Genomic DNA, 18,934 nt, shown 5'->3' with positions numbered 1-18,934 from the left:
GCCGGGCGGCGGACGACGGCCGTCCGACCGGCCGACCACAGGGGGTACCGATGACCGGCCGCACCGAGACCGACCGCAGCGAGACCGTCGACGGGGCGCCCGTCGTCGAGGAGCTGGTCGTGCCGGCGACGATGGACGACGACCCGGAGCTGGTCCGCGCCTTCTCGGACTGGCTCGCCGTCTCCGACGCGGCCGAGGTCGCCGTGCACGGGCTGCCCGAACTGCCGTGGACGCCGGCCGAGTACCTGCCGATGTGCCACGAGCCCGGGTCGCCGAGTCGCCTGTTCGTCGTGCGCGACGACACCGGGGCGGTCGTCGCTGCCGGGGCGTACGACTCGAAGACCGCGCCGGGCACCACCAACTGCTGGCTGTCGCTCGGCGTCCGGCCCGACCGACAGCGCCAGGGGCTCGGCACGCTGCTCGCCGACCACCTCGAGCAGCTCGCCCGCGCCGAGGGCCGCACGCAGTGGAAGACGTACGCGGTCTCGCGGCAGGTCGGGCCCGGCACGGGCCCCGGGTACCGTCAGGCCCCGACGGGCTCCGGCGCGGTCCCCGAGGACGAGGCCGCGGTGCGCTTCCTGACCGGACGCGGCTGGCGGTTCGGGCAGGTGAACCGGATCAGCCGGCTCGGGCTCCCCGCCGACCCGTCGGTCGTGCGCGAACTGCACGACCGCGCGGCGACGGAAGCCGGGCCCGGGTACCGGGTGCACACATGGACCGGTACGACGCCCGAGCGGTGGCTCGACGACCTCGCCCTGCTGCACACGCGGATGAGCACCGATGCCCCCGAGGGTGACATGCAGGAGCCCGAGGACGTCTGGACGGCCGACCGCGTCCGCGAGTCCGAGGAGCAGCTCGCGACCGGACCGCACACGATGCTCACCGTCGCGGTCGAGCACGTCGAGAGCACCACCCTGGCCGGTTTCAGCCAGCTCAAGGTACCGGTCGACCCGTCGCGCGCGGTGATGCAGTGGGACACGCTGGTACTCCGCGAGCACCGCGGGCACCGGCTCGGCTGGCTGCTCAAGGTGGTCGGGATCGAGACGGTCGAGCGGGACTTCCCGGACCGGCCGTCGATCGTCACGTTCAACGCCGAGGAGAACCGGCCGATGCTCGACGTGAACGAGGCCGTCGGGTTCGTCGGGGTCGGCAGCGAGGGCATCTGGGAGCACCGCGACTGACCACCGGCGCCCGCGCCGGACCGGCCCAGGACCACCGCGGGACTGGGACCGGGGTGTCAGGCGGGCGACCTACCATTGGACGGTCATGACCGTCACGTCAGCCGCCACGCAGCCCGGGGACACGGCACCCGACCCCGCCCCCACCTCCGCGCGATCCACGACCGTCGCGACGGTCCTGGTCATCGCGATCCCCCTCGCCGTGGCGTGCGCCGTGCTCGGCATGACCGTGACCGGCGCCTTCACCGCGTCGCAGCAGCTCGTCTCCGCCGGTGACCTGGTCGAGTACGGCCTGCCGGTCGCCCGCGTGGTGCACGACACCACCGCAGCACTGACGATCGGCCTGCTCATCGTCGCCGCGTTCGCGCTGCCCGCCAAGAAGGCGGACCACGGCGTGATGTCGAGCGTGCAGCACCGCGCCGCGCGCTGGGCTGCCGCGGCGGGCTCCGTCTGGTTCCTGGCGGCCGTCGTCGGCATCGTCCTGACGGGCGCGAACACCCTCGGGGTCCCACTCACCAGTCCGGTGTTCGCGCGGAACTTCCTGCTCTTCGCGTTCCAGGTCGAGATCGGCCAGTCGCTCGTCGTCTCCGCCGTGGCGATCCTGGTCGCCACCCTCGTCGCCGCCTTCGCCACGCGGGTCACCACGCTCGCGGTCGCCACCGTCGCCGGGCTCTTCGCCCTGCTGCCGCTCGCGTTGTCGGGGCACGCAGCCGGGTCGCTCGAGCACGCGAACGCCGTGAACTCGCTCGCCGTGCACCTGGTCGCCGTGTGCGTCTGGGCCGGCGGGCTCGTCGCCGTGCTGCTGCTCCGCACCCGGACGAAGGGCGCCACCGGACGCGTCGTCGCGCGGTACTCGACGCTCGCGGGCTGGGCCTTCGCCGCCGTCGCGTTCTCGGGCATCGTCAACGCCTCGCTCCGCCTGACCGGTCCGGCCGACCTCGTGACCACGACGTACGGCTGGCTCATCACGGTCAAGGCCGTCATCCTCGTGCTGCTCGGGCTCGCCGGGGTCGCGCAACGTCGGAAGCTCGTGCCCGGGCTGCTCCGCGCGCCGCTCGACCGGAAGCTCTTCGTCCGGTTCGCCCTGGCCGAGATCGTCTTCATGGCCGTGGCGATCGGCGTCTCGGTCGCGGTGTCCCGGTCCCAGCCGCCGATCCCGCAGACGCCGGAGACCGGACAGGACACCCGCTCCGGACTGCTCGGGTTCCCGTACCCGCCGGCGCAGACCGTGCAGACCTACCTGACGCAGTGGCACATCGACTGGGTGTACCTGGCGATCGCCGTCGTCGGTGCGGGCTGGTACCTGCTGTCGGTGCGGAAGCTCAAGCAGCGCGGTGACTCGTGGCCGGTCGGCCGGACCATCGCGTGGCTGCTCGGCTGTGCCCTGTTCATCTGGACGACCTCGGCAGGGCCGGCGGTCTACGGCATGGTGCACTTCTCGTCGCACATGCTCCAGCACATGCTGCTCATGATGTTCGTGCCGCTGCCGCTCGTCCTCGGCGGCCCGGTGCTCCTGGCGCTGCGCACGTTGCCGGTGCGGAACGACGGCTCCCGCGGTGCCCGCGAGTGGCTGATGCTGTTCACCCACTCGCGGTGGATGCAGTTCCTCGCGAAGCCCGCCGTCGCCGGCGTCATCTTCGCCGGCTCCCTCGTGGTGTTCTACTTCACCCCGGCGTTCCAGTACGCCATGCAGTCCCACGAGTGGCACGTCGTGATGGTCGTGCACTTCGTCTTCAGCGGCTACCTGTTCTTCTGGGTGTTCGTCGGCGTCGACCCGGGTCCGAAGCGCCCGCAGTACCCGATCCTGATCATCGCGCTCCTGGCGACCCTGGCCTTCCACGCGTTCTTCGGCGTCGCGGTGATGACCTCACAGTCCGTCTTCGCGGCCGACTGGTTCCACGCGCTCGGCCAGACCGACGACCGCGCACTGCTCGCCGACCAGCACACCGGTGGCGGCATCGCGTGGGGTGCGTCCGAGCTGCCCATGGTGTTCGTCGCGCTGCTCGTCGTGCGCAACTGGGTCCGGACGGACAAGCGCGATGCGAAGCGCCTCGACCGCAAGGCCGACCGCGACGGCGACGCCGACCTCAAGGCGTACAACGAGCGGCTCGCGGCGATGAGCAAGCGCGACTGAGCAGCAGCCAGCGCGCCCGACGCGAGCGCCCGGCGATCGCTTCGGGCGCTCAGTCCCCGTGGACGATGCAGACGGCGTCGAGCTCCATCGACGCCTCCAGCGCAGCGGTCACACCCGGCTCCCCCTCGGCGCCGAACGGCGTCACCGTGTCCACCCACCACAACGGCGTGGACAGCGCCGGGGCGTCCGGCAGGATCCGTGTGACCTCGTCGAACGAGTCGACTCGGCGGACCCCGAGCACCGTGATCACCGGGTGCGTGGCGTCCCGGCAGACCTGCAGCACCGGCCCGTCGTCGAGGGCGCGGACACCCCACGCCTCGTCGTGCAGCAGCAGCGCCTCGGCCACGTCCCGGGTCTCCACCGGACCGCGGCAGAGCAGCGTCACGTCACGCGGCACCCTGACCGCCCGTGCTCCGTCCACCCACGCTCCGTCCGGACGTGGCGTGCGACCCGCGGTCGTGCCCGTCGAGCGCGCCCTCGTCGTGCGCGGGGTCGAGGGGTGCACCGCCGACGAGCTGCAGGAAGCGGTCCTCGTCGATGCGGTCGAGGAAGGCCTCGAGCGCCTCCCACCCGTCGTCGAACCGCACGACGAGCCCGCCGCCACCGAAGCCCGAGGTCGTCGTCCGCGCCGGAGGCCACTCGCCGTCGCGGTCGAGGAACTCCGCCGCCTCCGGACCGACGACGACGGCCAGCGGGGCGGGCTCCTCGTGCGCGACCGCGCGGACCAGGTGGTCGGCGTCCCCGCGGCGCTGCATCACCACACCGAACACCGGCTCGACCTCGTCGGCGACCCGGTGCACCGCGTCCAGCAGCCTCGAGGCGAGCGCCGGGTCCGCGCCGTCCTCGGGGATCGTCAGCACCGCCGACATCGTCTCGACGACGACGCCGTCGAGCAGGTGCGCGGTCATCGTCGCCGAGAACCCGTCGCCGTGCGCGTACGAGGTGGAGACGTCCGGTGCCTCGTGCTTGGCGTACTGCGTCACCACCCAGCGGTCCCAGGGCACCGTGAGCGGCTCGCTGGTGCCCCAGTGCGTCGGACACGTACCGACGGTCTCGCACAGCGCCTCGATCGCGGCGCCGATGTCCACGGCGCGGTCGGCGTGGTGGCGCAGGGTCAGGTCGATGCTGATCTGGCGCACCGAGTCCGTCGCCGCCGGGTGTCCGGGAGCCGGCGGACCGACGAGTTCCGGCCCCCGGCGGACGAAGTCCTCGATGCCGGAGGCGGCGACGCCGGTGCGGCCGTCCCGCAGGCTGCCGCCGGGACCGTCCACGGCCCAGGCGGCGTGGTGCACGCCCAGGGCGTGCCGCAGGGCGGGGGTGACGGATGCCTCCCGGCCGGTGCGGAGCACGACCGTGCGGCCGGACTCGGACGCACGACGCAGCAGCGAGGCGAGCGACTCCGTCAGCCACACGACCGGCGAAGCGGACCGGACCACGATGGCGGTGCCGACCACGTCGTCGATGAGGGGATGCCTGACCATCCGGGTCCTCCTCCGGGTAGGGCGACGGAACCCCCTGGACGGTACACACGGCCGCCGGAGCTGTCCGTCGGCGCACGGACCTCACAGGGGAGACACGGCGACGGCCGGGAGGCACGGGTCGCCGCCGCCACGGACCGTGCGGCGCGCACTCGGCTGGCGTCCAGCGCAGAATCCGCTAGGCTTGCTCCGTCCCGCTGGTCGGGATGCGCGAGTGTAGTTCAATGGTAGAACTCCAGCTTCCCAAGCTGGTAGCGCGGGTTCGATTCCCGTCACTCGCTCCACTCGGCGATCTGGGCCGCTCTCGGTCATCAGGCCAGATGGGCGCCATCACTGCAACAGGGACTGCACCGCGTTCCACAGATCGAACTGCTTGCCGCCCGCGAAGAGCGCTCCGGCCTTCTTGTACCGGTAGTTGGTTGCTCCAGGCATCCCTGCACCGAGCAAGCGGACACTACCGACCAGGTGCCCGTCATCGGCGCTCGTCACCTTCCAGTCCGAGGGGGTCCGACCGGTGGGCCCTCGCAGGTGACCATGTACCGGTGTCCTGTATCGGTCTCGACTTCGAACTGCGGTACGTGGTCGAGGTCGGCATCACGGTCCTGCGTTCGGCCGTGCACCGTCAGCGATCTGATGTTCGCTTGCACTGCTCGAGCTTCCTTGCTCTTCGAGGCGGGTGACCAGCTGGGGATCGGCTACCGGTCGATCCGTGTGAGCCAGTCGCGGACCAGGGCGGCGGTGATCCCGGGTTGCTCGAGGTGCACGTTGTGTCCAGCACCGTCGAGGACGACGAAGCTCCCTCGCGGGTAGTGGTCTCGGAGTGCGAGCCCGTCCTCATACCCGACGACGTCGTCCTGTCGACCGAACAGGTGCAGGGCCGGAGCAGTGAACGGTTCCGGGTGGCGCTCCTCCGGCACCGCGTCCAGTGCGTAGTCGGCGGCGATGCGGTCCATCACAGCAGGGTCGGCGCCACGGAGACCGGGCAGCACGTACCGCTCGAACGATGTGAACGCGGCGGCGTCCTGGATGACGCTGACCTCCTCAAATGCTTCTCGCGCGTCGCCGGCGGCTTCGAGGACGGACGGTTCGGTGTGCAGCACGGTGCGCTCGGGGACGGCCCGGTCTGCGCGGGCAGGGTGCACGACACCCGCCAGGGTCGCGAGGCCGAGCACGTGGTCTCGGCGTTCGTGCGCGACGTGTCGGGCGATCATGCCGCCGAAGGAGTTCCCGATGACGGCGAAGGGCTCGTCGCCGAGGTGGTCGTCGATGTCGGCGAGTACCTCGTCGGCCACGTCGACCGCGCTCTTCGCGGTCGCGGTCGCCGCGGCGGCTTCGGCCCACGGCAGATCGAGGAGCACCAGCTGCCAAGGCAGGTCCTGCACCGCGTCCGCCAGCGGCAGCATGATCCGGTGGTCGACACCGAACCCGTGAAGGGCAACAAGCGGACGACCAGAACCAAGAACTCGCACGATCACCCAGCAAGCCTATGAGCAGCCCGTCCCGATAGCCGATCGTTGGCCGGACGACCGGGTTGCGATTTCTAGGGGTGAGAAACTGGCGTCGTGACGAAACGTGCGCGAACGACTGGTCGGGGCAAGATCTCTGGAGCCACCACTTCAGGCGGCCGATTTGCCGTACGCCCCGGAACCTTCAATCTCGCCGGCGAGTTGTTCACGCCAGAGGGAAATCGTCTGTCTCGCCTCGAGGAGGACATCCGCGAAGAGGTTGCGGCGGTCCTCGTCCGCGATGGAGCCGAGGTAGCGTTCGAGGCTTGCGGCTGCGGAGGCGGCGGACAGTGCAAGCCCTATTGGCCCGGGAAAGCGAAGATCAAGGCGCTTTCGAAGTCCTCGCTGCCTCAGATGAGTCCCCGCCCGACCGCTCCCACCTGGATCGACGTTTGGGCAGGAGACGGCACGACCGTCGTCTTCTGTCACGGCGACATCACCTGGGGCTCGCTGCTGCCGTGAGCCTCGGTACCCCGATTCTGAATTGAAACGGGGCCATGAGTCAGCGACCGGTCAAGGATCATCTTCCGGTCTATCGCGCGGCACAGCAGGCGAGCTACCGAGCGGGCTTCCAGACCAGCCACTTCCGAGCAACCTCGTCAGGCAGGTTCACGTCGAAGCGGCGCGCTATGAGGAGGACCTGGGCGAGCACATCGGCCAGCTCGGACCGAAAGTCGTTGTCGAGCTCCTCACTGGTACGGCCCTTGTCGCGCGCCTGACCTACCCGCGCGAGGTACGCCTGCGTCAGCTCCCCCACCTCCTCGTTGAGCTTCAACACGAACCAGTCGTCGGTCCGGTCGATGCCATGACGCTCCGCATAGAACGTCGAGACCTGCTCGACCTCGTCCCTCAGCTCATCGATGTTCACCAACGCAGTGTTGCACCACCACCGATCCCGGTGCCGATCGGGAGAGCATCTGTGTGTCCGATAGCCGGTCGGTCAACGGACGGTGACAGCTTCCGAAGTCGGACCGCCACGGAATCGGCACCACGATCGTCGCCCTGTCCCGCTGCGGCAGAGTGGATGCATGGTCAGTGCGACACCCAACACGATCCACTTCCATCGCAAGCACCACAAGGCAGTGATGTCCGGCGAGAAGGTCACCACCGTCCGGTGGAACGAGGACGTACCGGTGGGAGCAGCCGTGTTCATCTTCGATGAACACCCGACGGCAGGACCGGTCCCCGGCACCGTGATCGCCGTGCACCGATACCGGCTCGACAGTCTCACTGCCGAACAAGCCCACCAGCCTCCTGAGACTGACATGCAGCTCTTCGCGCAGCAGCTGCGCGAGAACTACTACCCGGATATGCCTTCCGACGCTGTGGTCGAGGTCGCCGAGCTCGCGATTGAGGCGTCCCGATAGACGATCGTCTATTGAGACGAGTGGTCTAGCTGTGATCGCGCACCTCAGTCGAGTTCTGCGGCGCGGGAGCCCATGATGTCCGCCATGCCGGTGAGCCAACGCGCGACGGTGCGGAGCTCGGTGGTGGAGAACTGGTCGGCATGTGCCCGTGATGCTTCAGCAAGAGGAGCGAAGAACGCGCCTGCAACTTCCCTAGCAGCGGGTCCGTAGCGCAGTGTGACCCGACGCAGGTCCTCACTGTCGCGGTGCCGTTCGGCGTGGCCGGCGGCCACGAGCTTGTTGATGACGCTCGTCGTCGCGGGGGAGCTCAGCCGGATGCGCTTTGCGAGCGCTGTGGGTGTCAGGGCCTCACCTGTCACCTCGCCCAGCATGATCGCGAGGATCGCGGAGAAGTCTCGCTCTGTCATGCCGTGCTGGCGGGCGAAAGCGTGTGCGACCTGTTGTGACTCGGAGAAGAGCCGTTGCTGCGCCGACGTCAGCTCCCGTTCGAGCAGCTCACGCTCGACGTTCCTTTGATCGTCCACGTCCCCATCTTGACACGTTCCTTCCAGGATCGGAGTATCTTGATTTTGGAAGTACCTGACTGGAGGAGACAGCAATGATCGCTACGCATCGAGATGAGCCGTGGAAGCGTTGGGTGCTTCTGTTCTTCGCCATCGGGCAGCCAGTGTCGATCGGGATCTCCGCTGTCGTCGGGTCGAGCTTCACGCGTGACAACCCTGAGGGTCCGGTGCTCGTGCCCCCGGGCCCGGCGTTCTCCATCTGGGGGCTCATCGTCACGCTAACGGGCGTCTACTCGCTGTGGCAGTTCTTTGCCCGCACGGACGCGCCGGGGCGGGCCTCCATCGCCGGACCGCTCGCGGTGGCCGCGGTGGGCTTCTCTGTCTGGCTCGGGCTCGCATCACTGCCTGCGCTCACCGCGCTGACTGTGCCCGTCTTCGTCGTCATGGGGGCCGCGCTCGTGCTCGCGGCCCGGGCCGCTCGCGACGCCGCGACCGCAAGCTGGCCGCGATGGGCACGAGGGGTGTTGTGGGGCGCCCTCGGGACCTACTTGGGGTGGACTGCGGTCGCCGTGTGGTTGAACCTGTCGACGACTCTGGTCGACGCCGGAGCCCCACTCGACAGGACCTGGGGGACCACTTGGCAGCTGCTGCTCGCAGCGGCCGCCGCGGGCACAGCGGTTGCGCTCCTCCTGTTCACGAGGACGGTCTCAAGAGCGCTCTGCTGGGTGTTCGGACTGACAACTGTCTACGCACTCGCCTTCGCCGCTGTCGGTGCGGCAACCCGTGGTGCTCCGGTCGCATCTGCGGTGGCCGCCGTGCTCGCAGCCGCCGTGGCGATCGCCACCGTCTTCGTCGCGCAACGACCGACTGCAACAACGCGAACCGCAGCGCGCGGCCGAGCGCTCGCCTGAGGGCAGCGTCTCGGTGCACCATCGGCCAGCGGGCAGCCCTTCGAAGGATCGCCAGATGGCCGCGACTCGAACTGCCACCGGTCGAGGCGGGCCACCGTTTTGACCTCAGCGCTCACCGCGGTGACGATCTCGTGCTTGTGCATTCGCTCGTCGTGCCCGCCACCAGGATGCGCCAAGCTCACGTGCGATCCGGCCTGCGAACAGAATCACCCCGATGCAGATCAGGACGAGCACTACTGCTCCAAATTCCCCGATGCTCCCCACAGCGCGAGGCTACCGCGCCTTCGCCGAGGGTGCAGAACAGCGTCTCAATAGCCGGTCCTGCCACGAACAAGCCAGACCGATTGATCTCACCGCAGCTTCTTCTGTCTCAGATGACTGGTCCGGTGATCTTCTCGATGAGCGCCCCTTGTGCGGACGACGGTGCCGGCGCCTCTCGTCTCGGTCAGGTCGGGCAGGTCGTGGCCGAGATCCTGGGCGGTGTCGGGGAGGAACCCGGTGGAAGTGAGCCTTCGGTCCCGTCGAGCAGCAGAGTGTTCCGACCCGTCGGAAAGTCGGCAGACCAGTCGTCGTGGACCGAGCAGGGACGACGACCGGCCGTCGCTCGGTAGCGTCTGCCCTGTGCCGACGGGGTCACGGCCACGCCGAACCGATCCGGAAGACCCGCCATGCACCTGCGCCGTTCCGCCGCGCCCACCTCCGTCCGCCCGAGCACCTGGACCGACCCCTACGGCCGGCTCGCGGTGCGCTGCCTGCAGACGGTCGTGATCGTCGCGGTGATCGGCGGGATCGTCACCGCCGCGACGACCCTGAGCCTCGTCACGATCCCGGTGCTGCTCGCGCTCATCGTCGCCTCGGCGCTGTACCCGCTGGTCGCCTGGCTCCGCGGACACGGGGTGCCGTCGGTGGTCGCCACAACGATCGCGTTCGTGGGCGTCCTCGCCGCGGCCGCCGGGGTGCTCTGGTTGCTCGTCGCCGCGTTCGCCGGGCAGTGGCCCGCACTGCAGGCGTCGGCGGTCGACGGGCTGCAGCAGGTGCAGGACGTACTGCACGAGCTGCCCGTCCGGGTGACCGACGCGCAGATCGAGGACGCGGTGTCCGGCCTGGTCGACTTCGTCACCAGTGCGCGCTTCGGGGCGGGGGCGATCGCCGGCATCTCCGCCGTGACGAACGTCGTCACCGGGGCGGTGCTCACCGCGGTCATCCTGTTCTTCTTCCTCAAGGACGGGCCGGCCATCTGGGAGTTCCTGCTCCGCCCGTTCACCGGCGAGCAGTACGACCGGGCGCGACGGATCGGGGACCGCGTGGTGACGACCCTCGGCGGGTACGTACGCGGGACAGCTGCCGTGGCCGCGTTCGACGCGGTGGCGATCGGCACCGGCCTCGCGGTCCTCGGCGTCCCGCTGACGATCCCGCTGGCGGTGGTGGCGTTCGTGACCTCGTTCATCCCGATGATCGGTGCCCCGATCGCCGGCACGCTCGCGGCACTCGTGACACTCGTCGCGCTCGGGCCGGTCAAGGCGGTGATCGTCGTCGCGATCGTCGTGCTCGTGAACCAGATCGAGGGCAACTTCCTGCAGCCCGTGCTGATGGGCAGGACGCTGCGCCTGCACGGACTCGTCATCCTGGTCGGCCTGACCGCGGGTACCGTGCTCGGCGGGGTGACCGGTGCACTGCTCGCGGTCCCGCTCATCGCCGCCGGCTGGGGCGTCGTCCGGATCTGGAACGGCGAGGACGAACCGGCGACGCCGTGGCGACAGAAGCGCCGCGAGACGGTGCCGGTCGGCTGAGCACCCGGTCAGCACCGGGATCCGGGCACCGCGCCGCACTACGCTGCCGTGATGGACGACAGGCAGCCGGACGCGAGCCGGTTCGACGGGCACGTGGTGATCGGCGGCGGCGTGGTCGGTGCTGCCGCCGCCTGGGCCCTGACCGCCCGCGGCGAGCGCGTCCTGCTCGTCGAGCAGCACGGCCGCGGGCACCTCGAGGGGTCGTCGCACGGTGCGACCCGGATCTTCCGGCAGGGCTACACCGACCCGGAGTACGTCGCGCTGACGACCCGCGCGCTCGCGCTCTGGGGCGCCCTCGAGACGTCGTCGGGCACGACGCTGCTCGACCGGACCGGCGCGGTCGACCACGGCCGGCCCGAGGTCGTCGACGCGATCGCTGCGGCGCTGAGGGGCGCCGGGATCCCCCACGAGACCCTGACCCCGGACGAGGCCGCCTCGCGCTGGCCGGGCATCGCGTTCGAGGGGCACGTCCTGACGCACGCCACGGCCGGACGCATCCGGTCGGCCGACGCGGTCGAGCTCTTCCTGACGCTCGTGGAGCACACGGGCCTGGCCGAGCTCCGGTTCGGCAGCCGAGTCCGTGCGATCGTCGACCACGGGGACGACCTCACCGTGACGCTCGGCGACGGGACGTCGGTCCGGACGGCGAGCGTAGTGGCCGCCGTGGGGTCGTGGGCACCGACGCTGGTGGGCGACGTGCTCGCCGGGCGCGGGGCGGTCCTCCCGGCCGTCCGCGTCACCCAGGAGCAGCCCGCCCACTTCCCCAGCCACCTGCCGGACGCGGCGTGGCCGTCGTTCGTGCACTGGGCCGACGGCGACGACGTCTACGGGCTGCTGACGCCGGGCGAGGGGGTCAAGGTCGGGTTCCACGGCACCGGGCCGGTCGTCGACCCCGACGCCCGCGACAAGCGGCCGGTGCCCGAGGAGGCCGAGCGGCTGCAGGCGTACGTCGCGCGGTACGTGCCCGGGGTCGACGCGACACGTCCGACCTTCATCAGCTGCCTCTACGACACCACGCCGGACGAGGACTTCGTCATCGACCGGCGTGGGCCGCTCACCGTGGCGACGGGGTTCTCGGGCCACGGGTTCAAGTTCGCGCCGCTGCTCGGGGAGCTCCTCGCCGACCTGGCGACCGGAGGCGAGCCGCTCCCGCGCTTCGCCCTCTGACCGCGCGCGGTCCCGCTACGGTGGACCGGTGCGCGTCGTCATCGCTCCCGACTCCCTGAAGGGCACCGCGACCGCGGCCGACACCGCGCGGGCGGTGCGGTCCGGGTGGCTCGACGAACGGCCGGAGGACGATGTCGTCACCGTGCCGATGGCGGACGGTGGCGAGGGCACCCTCGACGCGTTCGCCGCGGCGTACCCGGCGGCTCTCCGCGTCCCCGTGACGGTGACCGGGCCGGACGGCTCGCCCGTCGACACGCACTGGCTGCACCTGCCCGACGGCCGGGCCGTCGTGGAGCTCGCGGCGACGAGCGGGCTGCCGCTCCTGCGAGGAGCCCTGCGCCCGGAGACCGCGACGAGCCGTGGCTTCGGTGAGGCGATCGTCGCAGCGCTCGACGCCGGCGCGACCGGGCTCGTGCTGGGCATCGGGGGCAGCGCGTCGACCGACGGCGGTCGACCGGTGCTCGAGGCGCTCGGGCTGACCGTCGACGCATCGGGCGCGGCCGACCGCGCGGGGCTCCGGCCGCAGCCGACCGGCGGGGTGGTCGTCCTGACCGACGTGACGTCGCCGCTGCTCGGCCCGACCGGCGCGGCCGCGGTGTTCGGACCGCAGAAGGGCATCACGCCCGACACGGCTCCGGCGTTCGAGGAACGGCTGACCGGGTGGGCGGCGAGCCTGCCCGGGGTCGACCCCGCGACGCCGGGCGCGGGTGCCGCGGGCGGGGTCGGGTTCGGACTGCTCGCCTGGGGTGCGACGCTCGCACCGGGAGCACGGGCGGTCGCGGACGTGCTCGGGCTGCCCGCACTGCTCGACGGTGCCGACGTCGTGGTCACCGGCGAGGGGCGCTTCGACGAGCAGAGCGCTGCGGGCAAGGTGCCGTCGGTCGTCCGGGCGCTCGCGGCGGAGCACGCGCCGGCCGCCCGGGTGGTGCTGGTCGCGGGCGAGATCGAGGCGCGGTCGGACGACTTCGACGCGGCGGCCTCGCTCGTGGTGCTCGCGACGCAGACGACCGGGGAGCCGGACGACGCGCTGCGTGACCCGCTGCGCTTCGCGACGATCGCCGGGCGGCGGTTGGCGCGGCTCGTCGGATGAGCTCCGCGGCCGACGCGGCCGACACGGCTGGACCCCGCGGCCGACGCGGCCGACACGGCTGGACCCCGCGAGCGCCGCGCCCGCGCCCCGACGCGGCCGCACCCCGACACGCCCGTCGGTGCCCACGAGGGGTACCCCGTCGCAACCTCCCTGTCCCCAGGGCGCGGGACCACACTGGGATGCGGGTCGCACCCGGCCCGAGAACACCCCCACGAGGAGACCAATGCGCACCGTCAACGCGTACGCGGCACCGTCGGCCACCGAGCCGCTCGTCAAGACCACCATCACCCGCCGTGACCTCGGCCCGAACGACGTCGAGATCGACATCGCCTACGCCGGCATCTGCCACTCGGACATCCACACCGTCCGCGGCGAGTGGGGCCCGATCCAGTACCCCCAGGTCGTCGGTCACGAGATCGTCGGCCACGTCTCGGCCGTCGGCTCCGACGTCACGAAGCACCAGGTCGGCGACCGGGTCGGCGTCGGCTGCATGGTGAACTCGTGCGGCGAGTGCGAGCAGTGCGTCGCGGGCCAGGAGCAGTACTGCCTGAAGGGCAACATCCAGACCTACGCGGGCGTCGACCCCGCGGACGGCTCGATCACCCAGGGCGGGTACTCCGAGGCCGTCGTCGTCAACGAGGACTTCGTCCTCCGCGTCCCCGAGTCGCTCGACATCGAGAAGGTCGCGCCGCTGCTCTGCGCCGGAATCACCACGTACTCGCCGCTGCACCACTGGAAGGTCGGCCCCGGCTCGAAGGTCGCCGTCGTCGGCATGGGCGGTCTCGGCCACATGGCGGTGAAGATCGCGGTCGCGCTCGGCGCCGAGGTCACCGTCCTGTCGCAGACGACCAGCAAGCAGGAGGACTCGCTCCGCTACGGCGCGAAGGCCCACTTCGCGACGAAGGACCCGGCGACCTTCGAGGAGCTCGCGCAGTCGTTCGAGCTCATCATCAACACGGTCTCGGCCAAGCTCGACATGAAGGCGTACCTCGGCCTGCTCAAGGTCGACGGCACGCTCGTCAACGTCGGCGCCCCGTCGGAGCCGCTCGAGGTCCCGGCGTTCGCCCTCATCCCCCGCCGCCTGAGCTGGGCGGGCTCCGCGATCGGCGGCATCGCCGAGACGCAGGAGATGCTGGACTTCTGCGCCGAGCACGGGATCCTGCCGGAGACCGAGCTCATCAGCGCCGACCAGATCAACGAGGCGTACGAGCGCGTGCTGTCGTCGGACGTCCGCTACCGCTTCGTGATCGACGCGGCCACGCTGGCCTGACGGCCTGACCGTCGGACGGGAGGCGCGGGGCCAGCGGGCACCGCGCCTCCCGTCCGTCGTCCGGCCGCGGACCGACCGCGCGGCCTGTCCGCAGAACGCGAGCACATCGTCCGGGTCACGCGACGCGCCCGCTCCACCCGCCGGAGGAGAGAGGCTTGATCGATGGACGACACGACGAACGAGGGACTCCGCTCCCTGGTGTCGGTGTCCGGCAGTGACACCGACGGCGCGATCGCCGACCTCGCCGGCATGTACGCCGGCAAGGCCTGGCACTCGGCGCACGTCGACGACGACTTCTGGTACCGCTACGTCGCCGTCGGCGACGAGCGGATGAGCATCCGACGGTCGCAGATGCACGGCTCGCTGCGCGGCGACGTCGCCGTCGAGGGCGAGGTCGTCGTCCAGTGGATCGACTCCGGCACCGCGACCGTCGACACGGGACGAAACGCGATTCGCATGCAGCCCGGCGTCCCCGTGCTCTTCCCGATCGAGCAGCGCTTCGACATGGAGTACCGCGACTGGGACCAGCGGCTGGTGCACCTTGACCGCGAGCTCGTGCTCGACGTCGCCGCGGAACGCTTCCTGGTCGACGGCACGCTCGCGTTCGACCGCTTCACCCCGCCCACGACGGCGGCCGTCGAACGGTGGCGTGGGTCGGTGGCATCGTCGGTCCGGGCCCTGCGCGACGAGGGTGCCGGGTCGCTGGCATGGCGCGAGTCCCAGCGCGAGGTCGTCCGCTCGCTCCTCGACCTCTACCGGTTCCACGGCGAGACCGCCCCCGTCGGCTGGGGCGAGCACCGGAACGCCCGGGTCCGCTCCGCCGTCGAGACGATCCACTCGCGAGCGCACGAGCCGTTGACGGTCTCGGACATCGCCTGCGCCGCCGGCTTGAGCGTGCGCGGACTGCAGGAGTCCTTCCAACGGACACTCGACCGGACGCCGATGCAGTACCTGCGCGAGGTCCGGCTGCGTCGCGCGCACGACGACCTGCTCCGCGCCGAGCCCGGGTCGGTGGCCGTCGCGGCGATCGCGGCGCGGTGGGGGTTCACCCACATGGGACGGTTCTCCGGCGAGTACCTGCGGCGGTTCGGCGAGTACCCGAAGCAGACGCTGCGGCGCTGACGGTCAGCCGATCTCGTCCCCGGACGGCAGCGTGCCGCACCAGTCGACCGACGACGCCTGCACACTCGCCTCGAGCGCACCGGAGGCCGCGTCCACGACGCTCACCAGGTCCCCCGATGCCGACCGTGTGGTGACGGCCAGGAACTGACTGTTCGGGGACGGGCAGACCGCGGTCACGCTCGCGTCCTCGGGCACGGTGACGGGCAGCCGGGAGGCACGGCTCGCGTCGACGCGCACGATCCGCTGAGCGAGGGTGCCGTCGGTCCGCACGTCGCCCACCACGCGCACGTAGGTGTCGCCCGTGAGCGGGGCGATCCGACCGAGGTAGGGCGCGTCGGTGCTGCCCTCCGGCGCCGGCGGCGCCGTCCGCTGCCCGTCGGTCAGGTCGAGGCGGACGATGCCGGTCCCCGTCTCGACGACGGCCGTGGTGCCGCTGCCGACGAACCCGTGCAGGTAGGTGGCGCTCCCGAGCCGCACCGGGTCGTTGCGACCGCTCATGTCGACGAGCACCAGGTCGTCGGACCCGGTGCGGACCAGGGCGCTCTCGGTGCGGGGTACGTACGCCCACTGCGCGACGGTCATCGGCTCCGCCCCCGCGGTCGGCTTCCCGTCGGCCGCGATCGCGGTCGGCAGGTGGGTGCCGGTCATGTCGACCACGTACAGGCCGACGTTCCGTGACTGACCGGTGGAGGTGTCGGCGTACTCGAAGCCGAAGGAGGCGCCGTCGTCGGCGACGTGCAGCGCGGTGACCCGTCCGGCGGCGCTCGGCAGCGTCAACCGTTCGACCGGCGTGCTGTCGTCCTGCACACCGCCGGCGAGCGGGACGATCTCGACGGTCGACCGGCCGTCGGCACCGCGGACGACGACGAGCGACCGGCCGAGCCGCGCGTACTCGGTGATGCCCGTGGCCTCGAACACGGTCGTCGCACCGCCGGCGTCGAGGGAGCGGCGGACGATGCGGTCCTTCCCGCCGGACGCCCCGGGCACGAGGGCGAGGACGTCCGTGCTGCCCGTCGTGATCGTCGTGCGGAGCTCGGAGGCGGCGGGCTGCCCGGGGGCCCGGACGTCGCGGACGGTGATCTCGTACGCGCGGTCGTAGGCGAGCGGGCCGGCGAACTCGACCGCGATGGTGTTGCCGCTCGACGTGACGGTGTGCGGGGCGGACGGGCTGACCGTCACGGCGTCCGCGGGGACCCGCTGCAGGGCCTGGTTCGCCGTCAGGATCACGCGCTGCGCCGGTCGCGACACGAGCCCGGTGGCGTCGTACGTGACGTCACGGAGGCGGGGTCCCTGCTGCGCACCGATCACCGCCGCGACGGCACCGACGAGCACGAACACCGTGATCGAGGCCACCAGTCGGCGGCGGAAGCGGTCGCGCGGGCGGCGGCGGAGCGGGCCGGTGTCGTGGGAACCGGTGGGTACGGGCGTGACGGGCATCAGTACTCGTACGGGTCCGACGGCTGGTCGATGTCGCGCACGGTCGCGGCGCGGATGACGATCCGGGCGTCGGCGGACTGGTCCGGGTTCGCCGCGAGCTTCCCCGTGACGCGGACCCACTGGTCCGCGTCGGGCACGGGACCGTCGACGACCACGCCGAGGCCGACCGGCTGGGCGTCGACCGCGCAGCAGCTGATCACGAAGCGGGTCAGGGTGAACGACCCGTCCGACCCGGGCACCACGAAGCCGGAGAGCTCGACCGGCTTGCCGACCAGCGCGGTCGTGTCCGTGGTCTGGCGGATGAGCGCCGCCCAGTCCTTCACGCCGTACTCCGAGGTGTCGACGCCCTCGCTGCCGAGCAGGGCGACGTCCTGGGTACCGGTGGCGTTCGACAGGGTCGGGGTGTCCACGCTCCGCTGCTGGGCGGTCCGTGCGGACAGCGTCGTCGGCGGGAGCACGAGCATCGCGACCGTGACCCCGACGGTGGCCGCCGCCGCGATGCCGCCGACGACACCGCGGGTGATGCGCGCGGCGCCCGGTGCCCGGCGCCGGACGGCCCGGGCGGCGTCGGAGCCGTGCTCGTACGCGGTCTCGTCGACGTGGGCGTGGGCGTGGGCGCCCCCGTGCTCGTGCTCGTGCTCGTGGGCATGCGCGCCCCCGTGCTCGTGCTCGTGGGCGTGCGCGCCCCCGTGGCCGTGTCCGTCAGCGTCGTCGTGCGCGTGCCCGTGGCCTCGCGCCACCGCGACGAGTCCCGCCACCGAAGCCGGCACGGCGACCGCAGCCAGGACGATCGTGAACAGGTCGTACCGCGGGTTGATGTACAGGTCGAGGTGCCCGACCAGCGCGAGCCACAGCGTGCAGAGCGCCACCGCGAGCACCGACCCGAGCCCGAGGTACGCGGGCGCCTTCTCAGACGAGGACATTCATCACCAACCCGACCGCCGCGGTGAACAGGACGCAGACGACGGCGAGCAGCACCAGGAAGCGCGCACGGAACGTCGTCCGGAGCAGGGCGATCATCTTGACGTCGATGATCGGCCCGATGAGCAGGAACGCCGTGATCGACCCCGGCAGGAAGGTCGAGGCGAAGGACAGCGCGAAGAAGGCGTCGACGTTCGAGCACAGCGAGATCGTCATCGCCAAGAGCATCATCGCCGCGACCGACAGCACCGGGTTCGCACCCACCGCGACGAGGGTCGACCGGGGCACGGCCACCTGGATCGCGGCCGCCAGTCCGGCACCGACGAACAGCGCGGGCATCATCGTCGCGGTCTCACCGCCGAACTGCGACGCGCTCTCGCGCCAGCGGTTCCGGGAGCGCGGTGCCCCGACGGCCGCACGGCAGCGGGCCTCGAACGCGGGCAGGAGCAGCTCGGCCGGGCGGCGGTGCGCGGCGACGATCCACCCGACCAGGTTCGCGAGCACGAAACCGCCGACGATGCGGACGACGAGGATCCACCCGGACCACCCGAACGCCTGCGCCGTGCTGATGATGACGAGCGGGTTGAGGATCGGCGCGGCGACCAGGAACGTAACGGCCTCGGCCGGGGTGAACCCGCGCATCATGAGTCCGCGGGCGAGCGGCACGTTCCCGCACTCGCACACCGGGAAGAGCATGCCGATGAGCGAGATCACCGCGCGCCGCGGCACCGGCCGCTCGGGCAGGATCCGCTCGAGCACGCCGGCCGGCACCCAGACCTCGACGACGATGGACAGCACGATGCCGAGCACGACGAACGGCAGCGACTCGACCACCACGCTGATCGCCAGCGTGAGGAAGTCCTGCACGACGTCGGGCAGCCCGGCGGTCCCGACGGTCGGCGACACCACGCGCACGCCGAGCAGCACCACGACGGCACCGAGCACCAGGCCGGGGCCGGTGAGCGTGCGGGTCGGGGCGGGGCGAGTGGGAGCGCTCGTCACCGGGACAGGATAGGCGAGCATCGTGCCCGCTCCCTCGGAGCCGCGCGGTGCCCCGGTCC

18 protein-coding genes and 1 tRNA gene are annotated in these 18,934 nt (G+C 71.4%); 11 read left to right on the top strand and 8 right to left on the bottom strand.

The features are described from left to right. Positions 1–50: 50 nt before the first annotated feature. The gene (locus LCG91_RS02005; RefSeq protein WP_224442320.1) at positions 51–1,181 is read left to right on the top strand and encodes a GNAT family N-acetyltransferase; all 1,131 of its coding nucleotides are present in this window, start codon (positions 51–53) and stop codon (positions 1,179–1,181) included. An 85-nt stretch (positions 1,182–1,266) separates the two neighbouring features. Further along, positions 1,267–3,312, top strand: a complete 2,046-nt coding sequence (locus LCG91_RS02000; RefSeq protein WP_224442319.1) for a cytochrome c oxidase assembly protein — start codon at positions 1,267–1,269, stop codon at positions 3,310–3,312. A 49-nt stretch (positions 3,313–3,361) separates the two neighbouring features. Here the strand turns inward: LCG91_RS02000 and LCG91_RS01995 are convergent, their stop codons facing one another. Both LCG91_RS01995 and LCG91_RS01990 read right to left on the bottom strand, forming a co-directional pair. After that, positions 3,362–3,697 carry a hypothetical protein gene (locus LCG91_RS01995; RefSeq protein WP_153001645.1) on the bottom strand — a complete coding sequence of 112 codons (336 nt, stop codon included), beginning with the start codon at positions 3,695–3,697 and terminating at the stop codon, positions 3,362–3,364. 1 nt (position 3,698) lies between these two features. Then, on the bottom strand, positions 3,699–4,793 hold the full coding sequence (locus LCG91_RS01990; protein WP_224442318.1) for a DUF6177 family protein: 1,095 nt from the start codon (positions 4,791–4,793) through the stop codon (positions 3,699–3,701). Positions 4,794–5,000: 207 nt separating this feature from the next. Here LCG91_RS01990 and LCG91_RS01985 point away from each other — a divergent pair. Further along, positions 5,001–5,074 (top strand) — tRNA-Gly (locus LCG91_RS01985). Between the two features lie 411 nt (positions 5,075–5,485). On the opposite strand, the gene LCG91_RS01980 is transcribed toward LCG91_RS01985, so the two are convergent. After that, complete coding sequence (locus LCG91_RS01980) at positions 5,486–6,259, bottom strand: alpha/beta fold hydrolase (protein WP_224443189.1); 774 nt, start codon at positions 6,257–6,259, stop codon at positions 5,486–5,488. Between the two features lie 93 nt (positions 6,260–6,352). Between LCG91_RS01980 and LCG91_RS01975 the strand changes: the two genes are divergently transcribed. Beyond that, positions 6,353–6,757, top strand: coding sequence for a hypothetical protein (locus LCG91_RS01975; protein WP_224442317.1), 405 nt, complete (start codon positions 6,353–6,355; stop codon positions 6,755–6,757). 94 nt (positions 6,758–6,851) lie between these two features. Here the strand turns inward: LCG91_RS01975 and LCG91_RS01970 are convergent, their stop codons facing one another. After that, the gene (locus LCG91_RS01970; RefSeq protein WP_058728693.1) at positions 6,852–7,163 is read right to left on the bottom strand and encodes a MazG nucleotide pyrophosphohydrolase domain-containing protein; all 312 of its coding nucleotides are present in this window, start codon (positions 7,161–7,163) and stop codon (positions 6,852–6,854) included. A gap of 160 nt (positions 7,164–7,323) precedes the next feature. Here LCG91_RS01970 and LCG91_RS01965 point away from each other — a divergent pair, with 160 nt between their 5' ends. Next, entirely contained in the window at positions 7,324–7,662 is a 339-nt protein-coding gene (locus LCG91_RS01965; protein WP_224442316.1) for an ASCH domain-containing protein, read from the top strand. A gap of 44 nt (positions 7,663–7,706) precedes the next feature. Here the strand turns inward: LCG91_RS01965 and LCG91_RS01960 are convergent, their stop codons facing one another. Beyond that, positions 7,707–8,186, bottom strand: coding sequence for a MarR family winged helix-turn-helix transcriptional regulator (locus LCG91_RS01960; RefSeq protein ID WP_224442315.1), 480 nt, complete (start codon positions 8,184–8,186; stop codon positions 7,707–7,709). Between the two features lie 113 nt (positions 8,187–8,299). Between LCG91_RS01960 and LCG91_RS01955 the strand changes: the two genes are divergently transcribed. The 6 genes from LCG91_RS01955 to LCG91_RS01930 all read left to right on the top strand — a co-directional run bounded on the left by LCG91_RS01955 (position 8,300) and on the right by LCG91_RS01930 (position 15,515). Further along, the gene (locus LCG91_RS01955; protein ID WP_224442314.1) at positions 8,300–9,076 is read left to right on the top strand and encodes a hypothetical protein; all 777 of its coding nucleotides are present in this window, start codon (positions 8,300–8,302) and stop codon (positions 9,074–9,076) included. Between the two features lie 668 nt (positions 9,077–9,744). Beyond that, the gene (locus tag LCG91_RS01950; RefSeq protein WP_224442313.1) at positions 9,745–10,866 is read left to right on the top strand and encodes an AI-2E family transporter; all 1,122 of its coding nucleotides are present in this window, start codon (positions 9,745–9,747) and stop codon (positions 10,864–10,866) included. A 51-nt stretch (positions 10,867–10,917) separates the two neighbouring features. Beyond that, positions 10,918–12,033 carry an FAD-dependent oxidoreductase gene (locus LCG91_RS01945; RefSeq protein ID WP_224442312.1) on the top strand — a complete coding sequence of 372 codons (1,116 nt, stop codon included), beginning with the start codon at positions 10,918–10,920 and terminating at the stop codon, positions 12,031–12,033. A 28-nt stretch (positions 12,034–12,061) separates the two neighbouring features. Further along, the gene (locus LCG91_RS01940; RefSeq protein WP_224442311.1) at positions 12,062–13,123 is read left to right on the top strand and encodes a glycerate kinase; all 1,062 of its coding nucleotides are present in this window, start codon (positions 12,062–12,064) and stop codon (positions 13,121–13,123) included. 223 nt (positions 13,124–13,346) lie between these two features. Continuing rightward, positions 13,347–14,393 (top strand): NAD(P)-dependent alcohol dehydrogenase, encoded by a 1,047-nt coding sequence (locus LCG91_RS01935; RefSeq protein ID WP_058728628.1) that lies wholly within the window; start codon positions 13,347–13,349, stop codon positions 14,391–14,393. Positions 14,394–14,555: 162 nt separating this feature from the next. Continuing rightward, positions 14,556–15,515, top strand: coding sequence for a helix-turn-helix transcriptional regulator (locus LCG91_RS01930; protein WP_224442310.1), 960 nt, complete (start codon positions 14,556–14,558; stop codon positions 15,513–15,515). A gap of 3 nt (positions 15,516–15,518) precedes the next feature. On the opposite strand, the gene LCG91_RS01925 is transcribed toward LCG91_RS01930, so the two are convergent. The 3 genes from LCG91_RS01925 to LCG91_RS01915 are packed head-to-tail and all read right to left on the bottom strand — an operon-like array spanning position 15,519 to position 18,896. Next, complete coding sequence (locus LCG91_RS01925; RefSeq protein ID WP_224442309.1) at positions 15,519–16,952, bottom strand: hypothetical protein; 1,434 nt, start codon at positions 16,950–16,952, stop codon at positions 15,519–15,521. Continuing rightward, positions 16,952–17,875, bottom strand: coding sequence for a TIGR03943 family putative permease subunit (locus tag LCG91_RS01920; RefSeq protein ID WP_224442308.1), 924 nt, complete (start codon positions 17,873–17,875; stop codon positions 16,952–16,954). Before LCG91_RS01920 ends, LCG91_RS01925 begins: the two co-directional genes overlap by 1 nt. Beyond that, positions 17,862–18,896, bottom strand: coding sequence for a permease (locus LCG91_RS01915; RefSeq protein WP_137766336.1), 1,035 nt, complete (start codon positions 18,894–18,896; stop codon positions 17,862–17,864). The genes LCG91_RS01920 and LCG91_RS01915 overlap by 14 nt, the downstream gene beginning before the upstream one ends. Positions 18,897–18,934: the final 38 nt, after the last annotated feature.

Source organism: Curtobacterium sp. TXMA1 (genome assembly GCF_020162095.1).
Lineage (GTDB): Bacteria > Actinomycetota > Actinomycetes > Actinomycetales > Microbacteriaceae > Curtobacterium.
The sequence above is the reverse complement of the archived record's forward strand: the minus strand, read 5'-3'. Positions and strand labels throughout refer to the sequence as shown.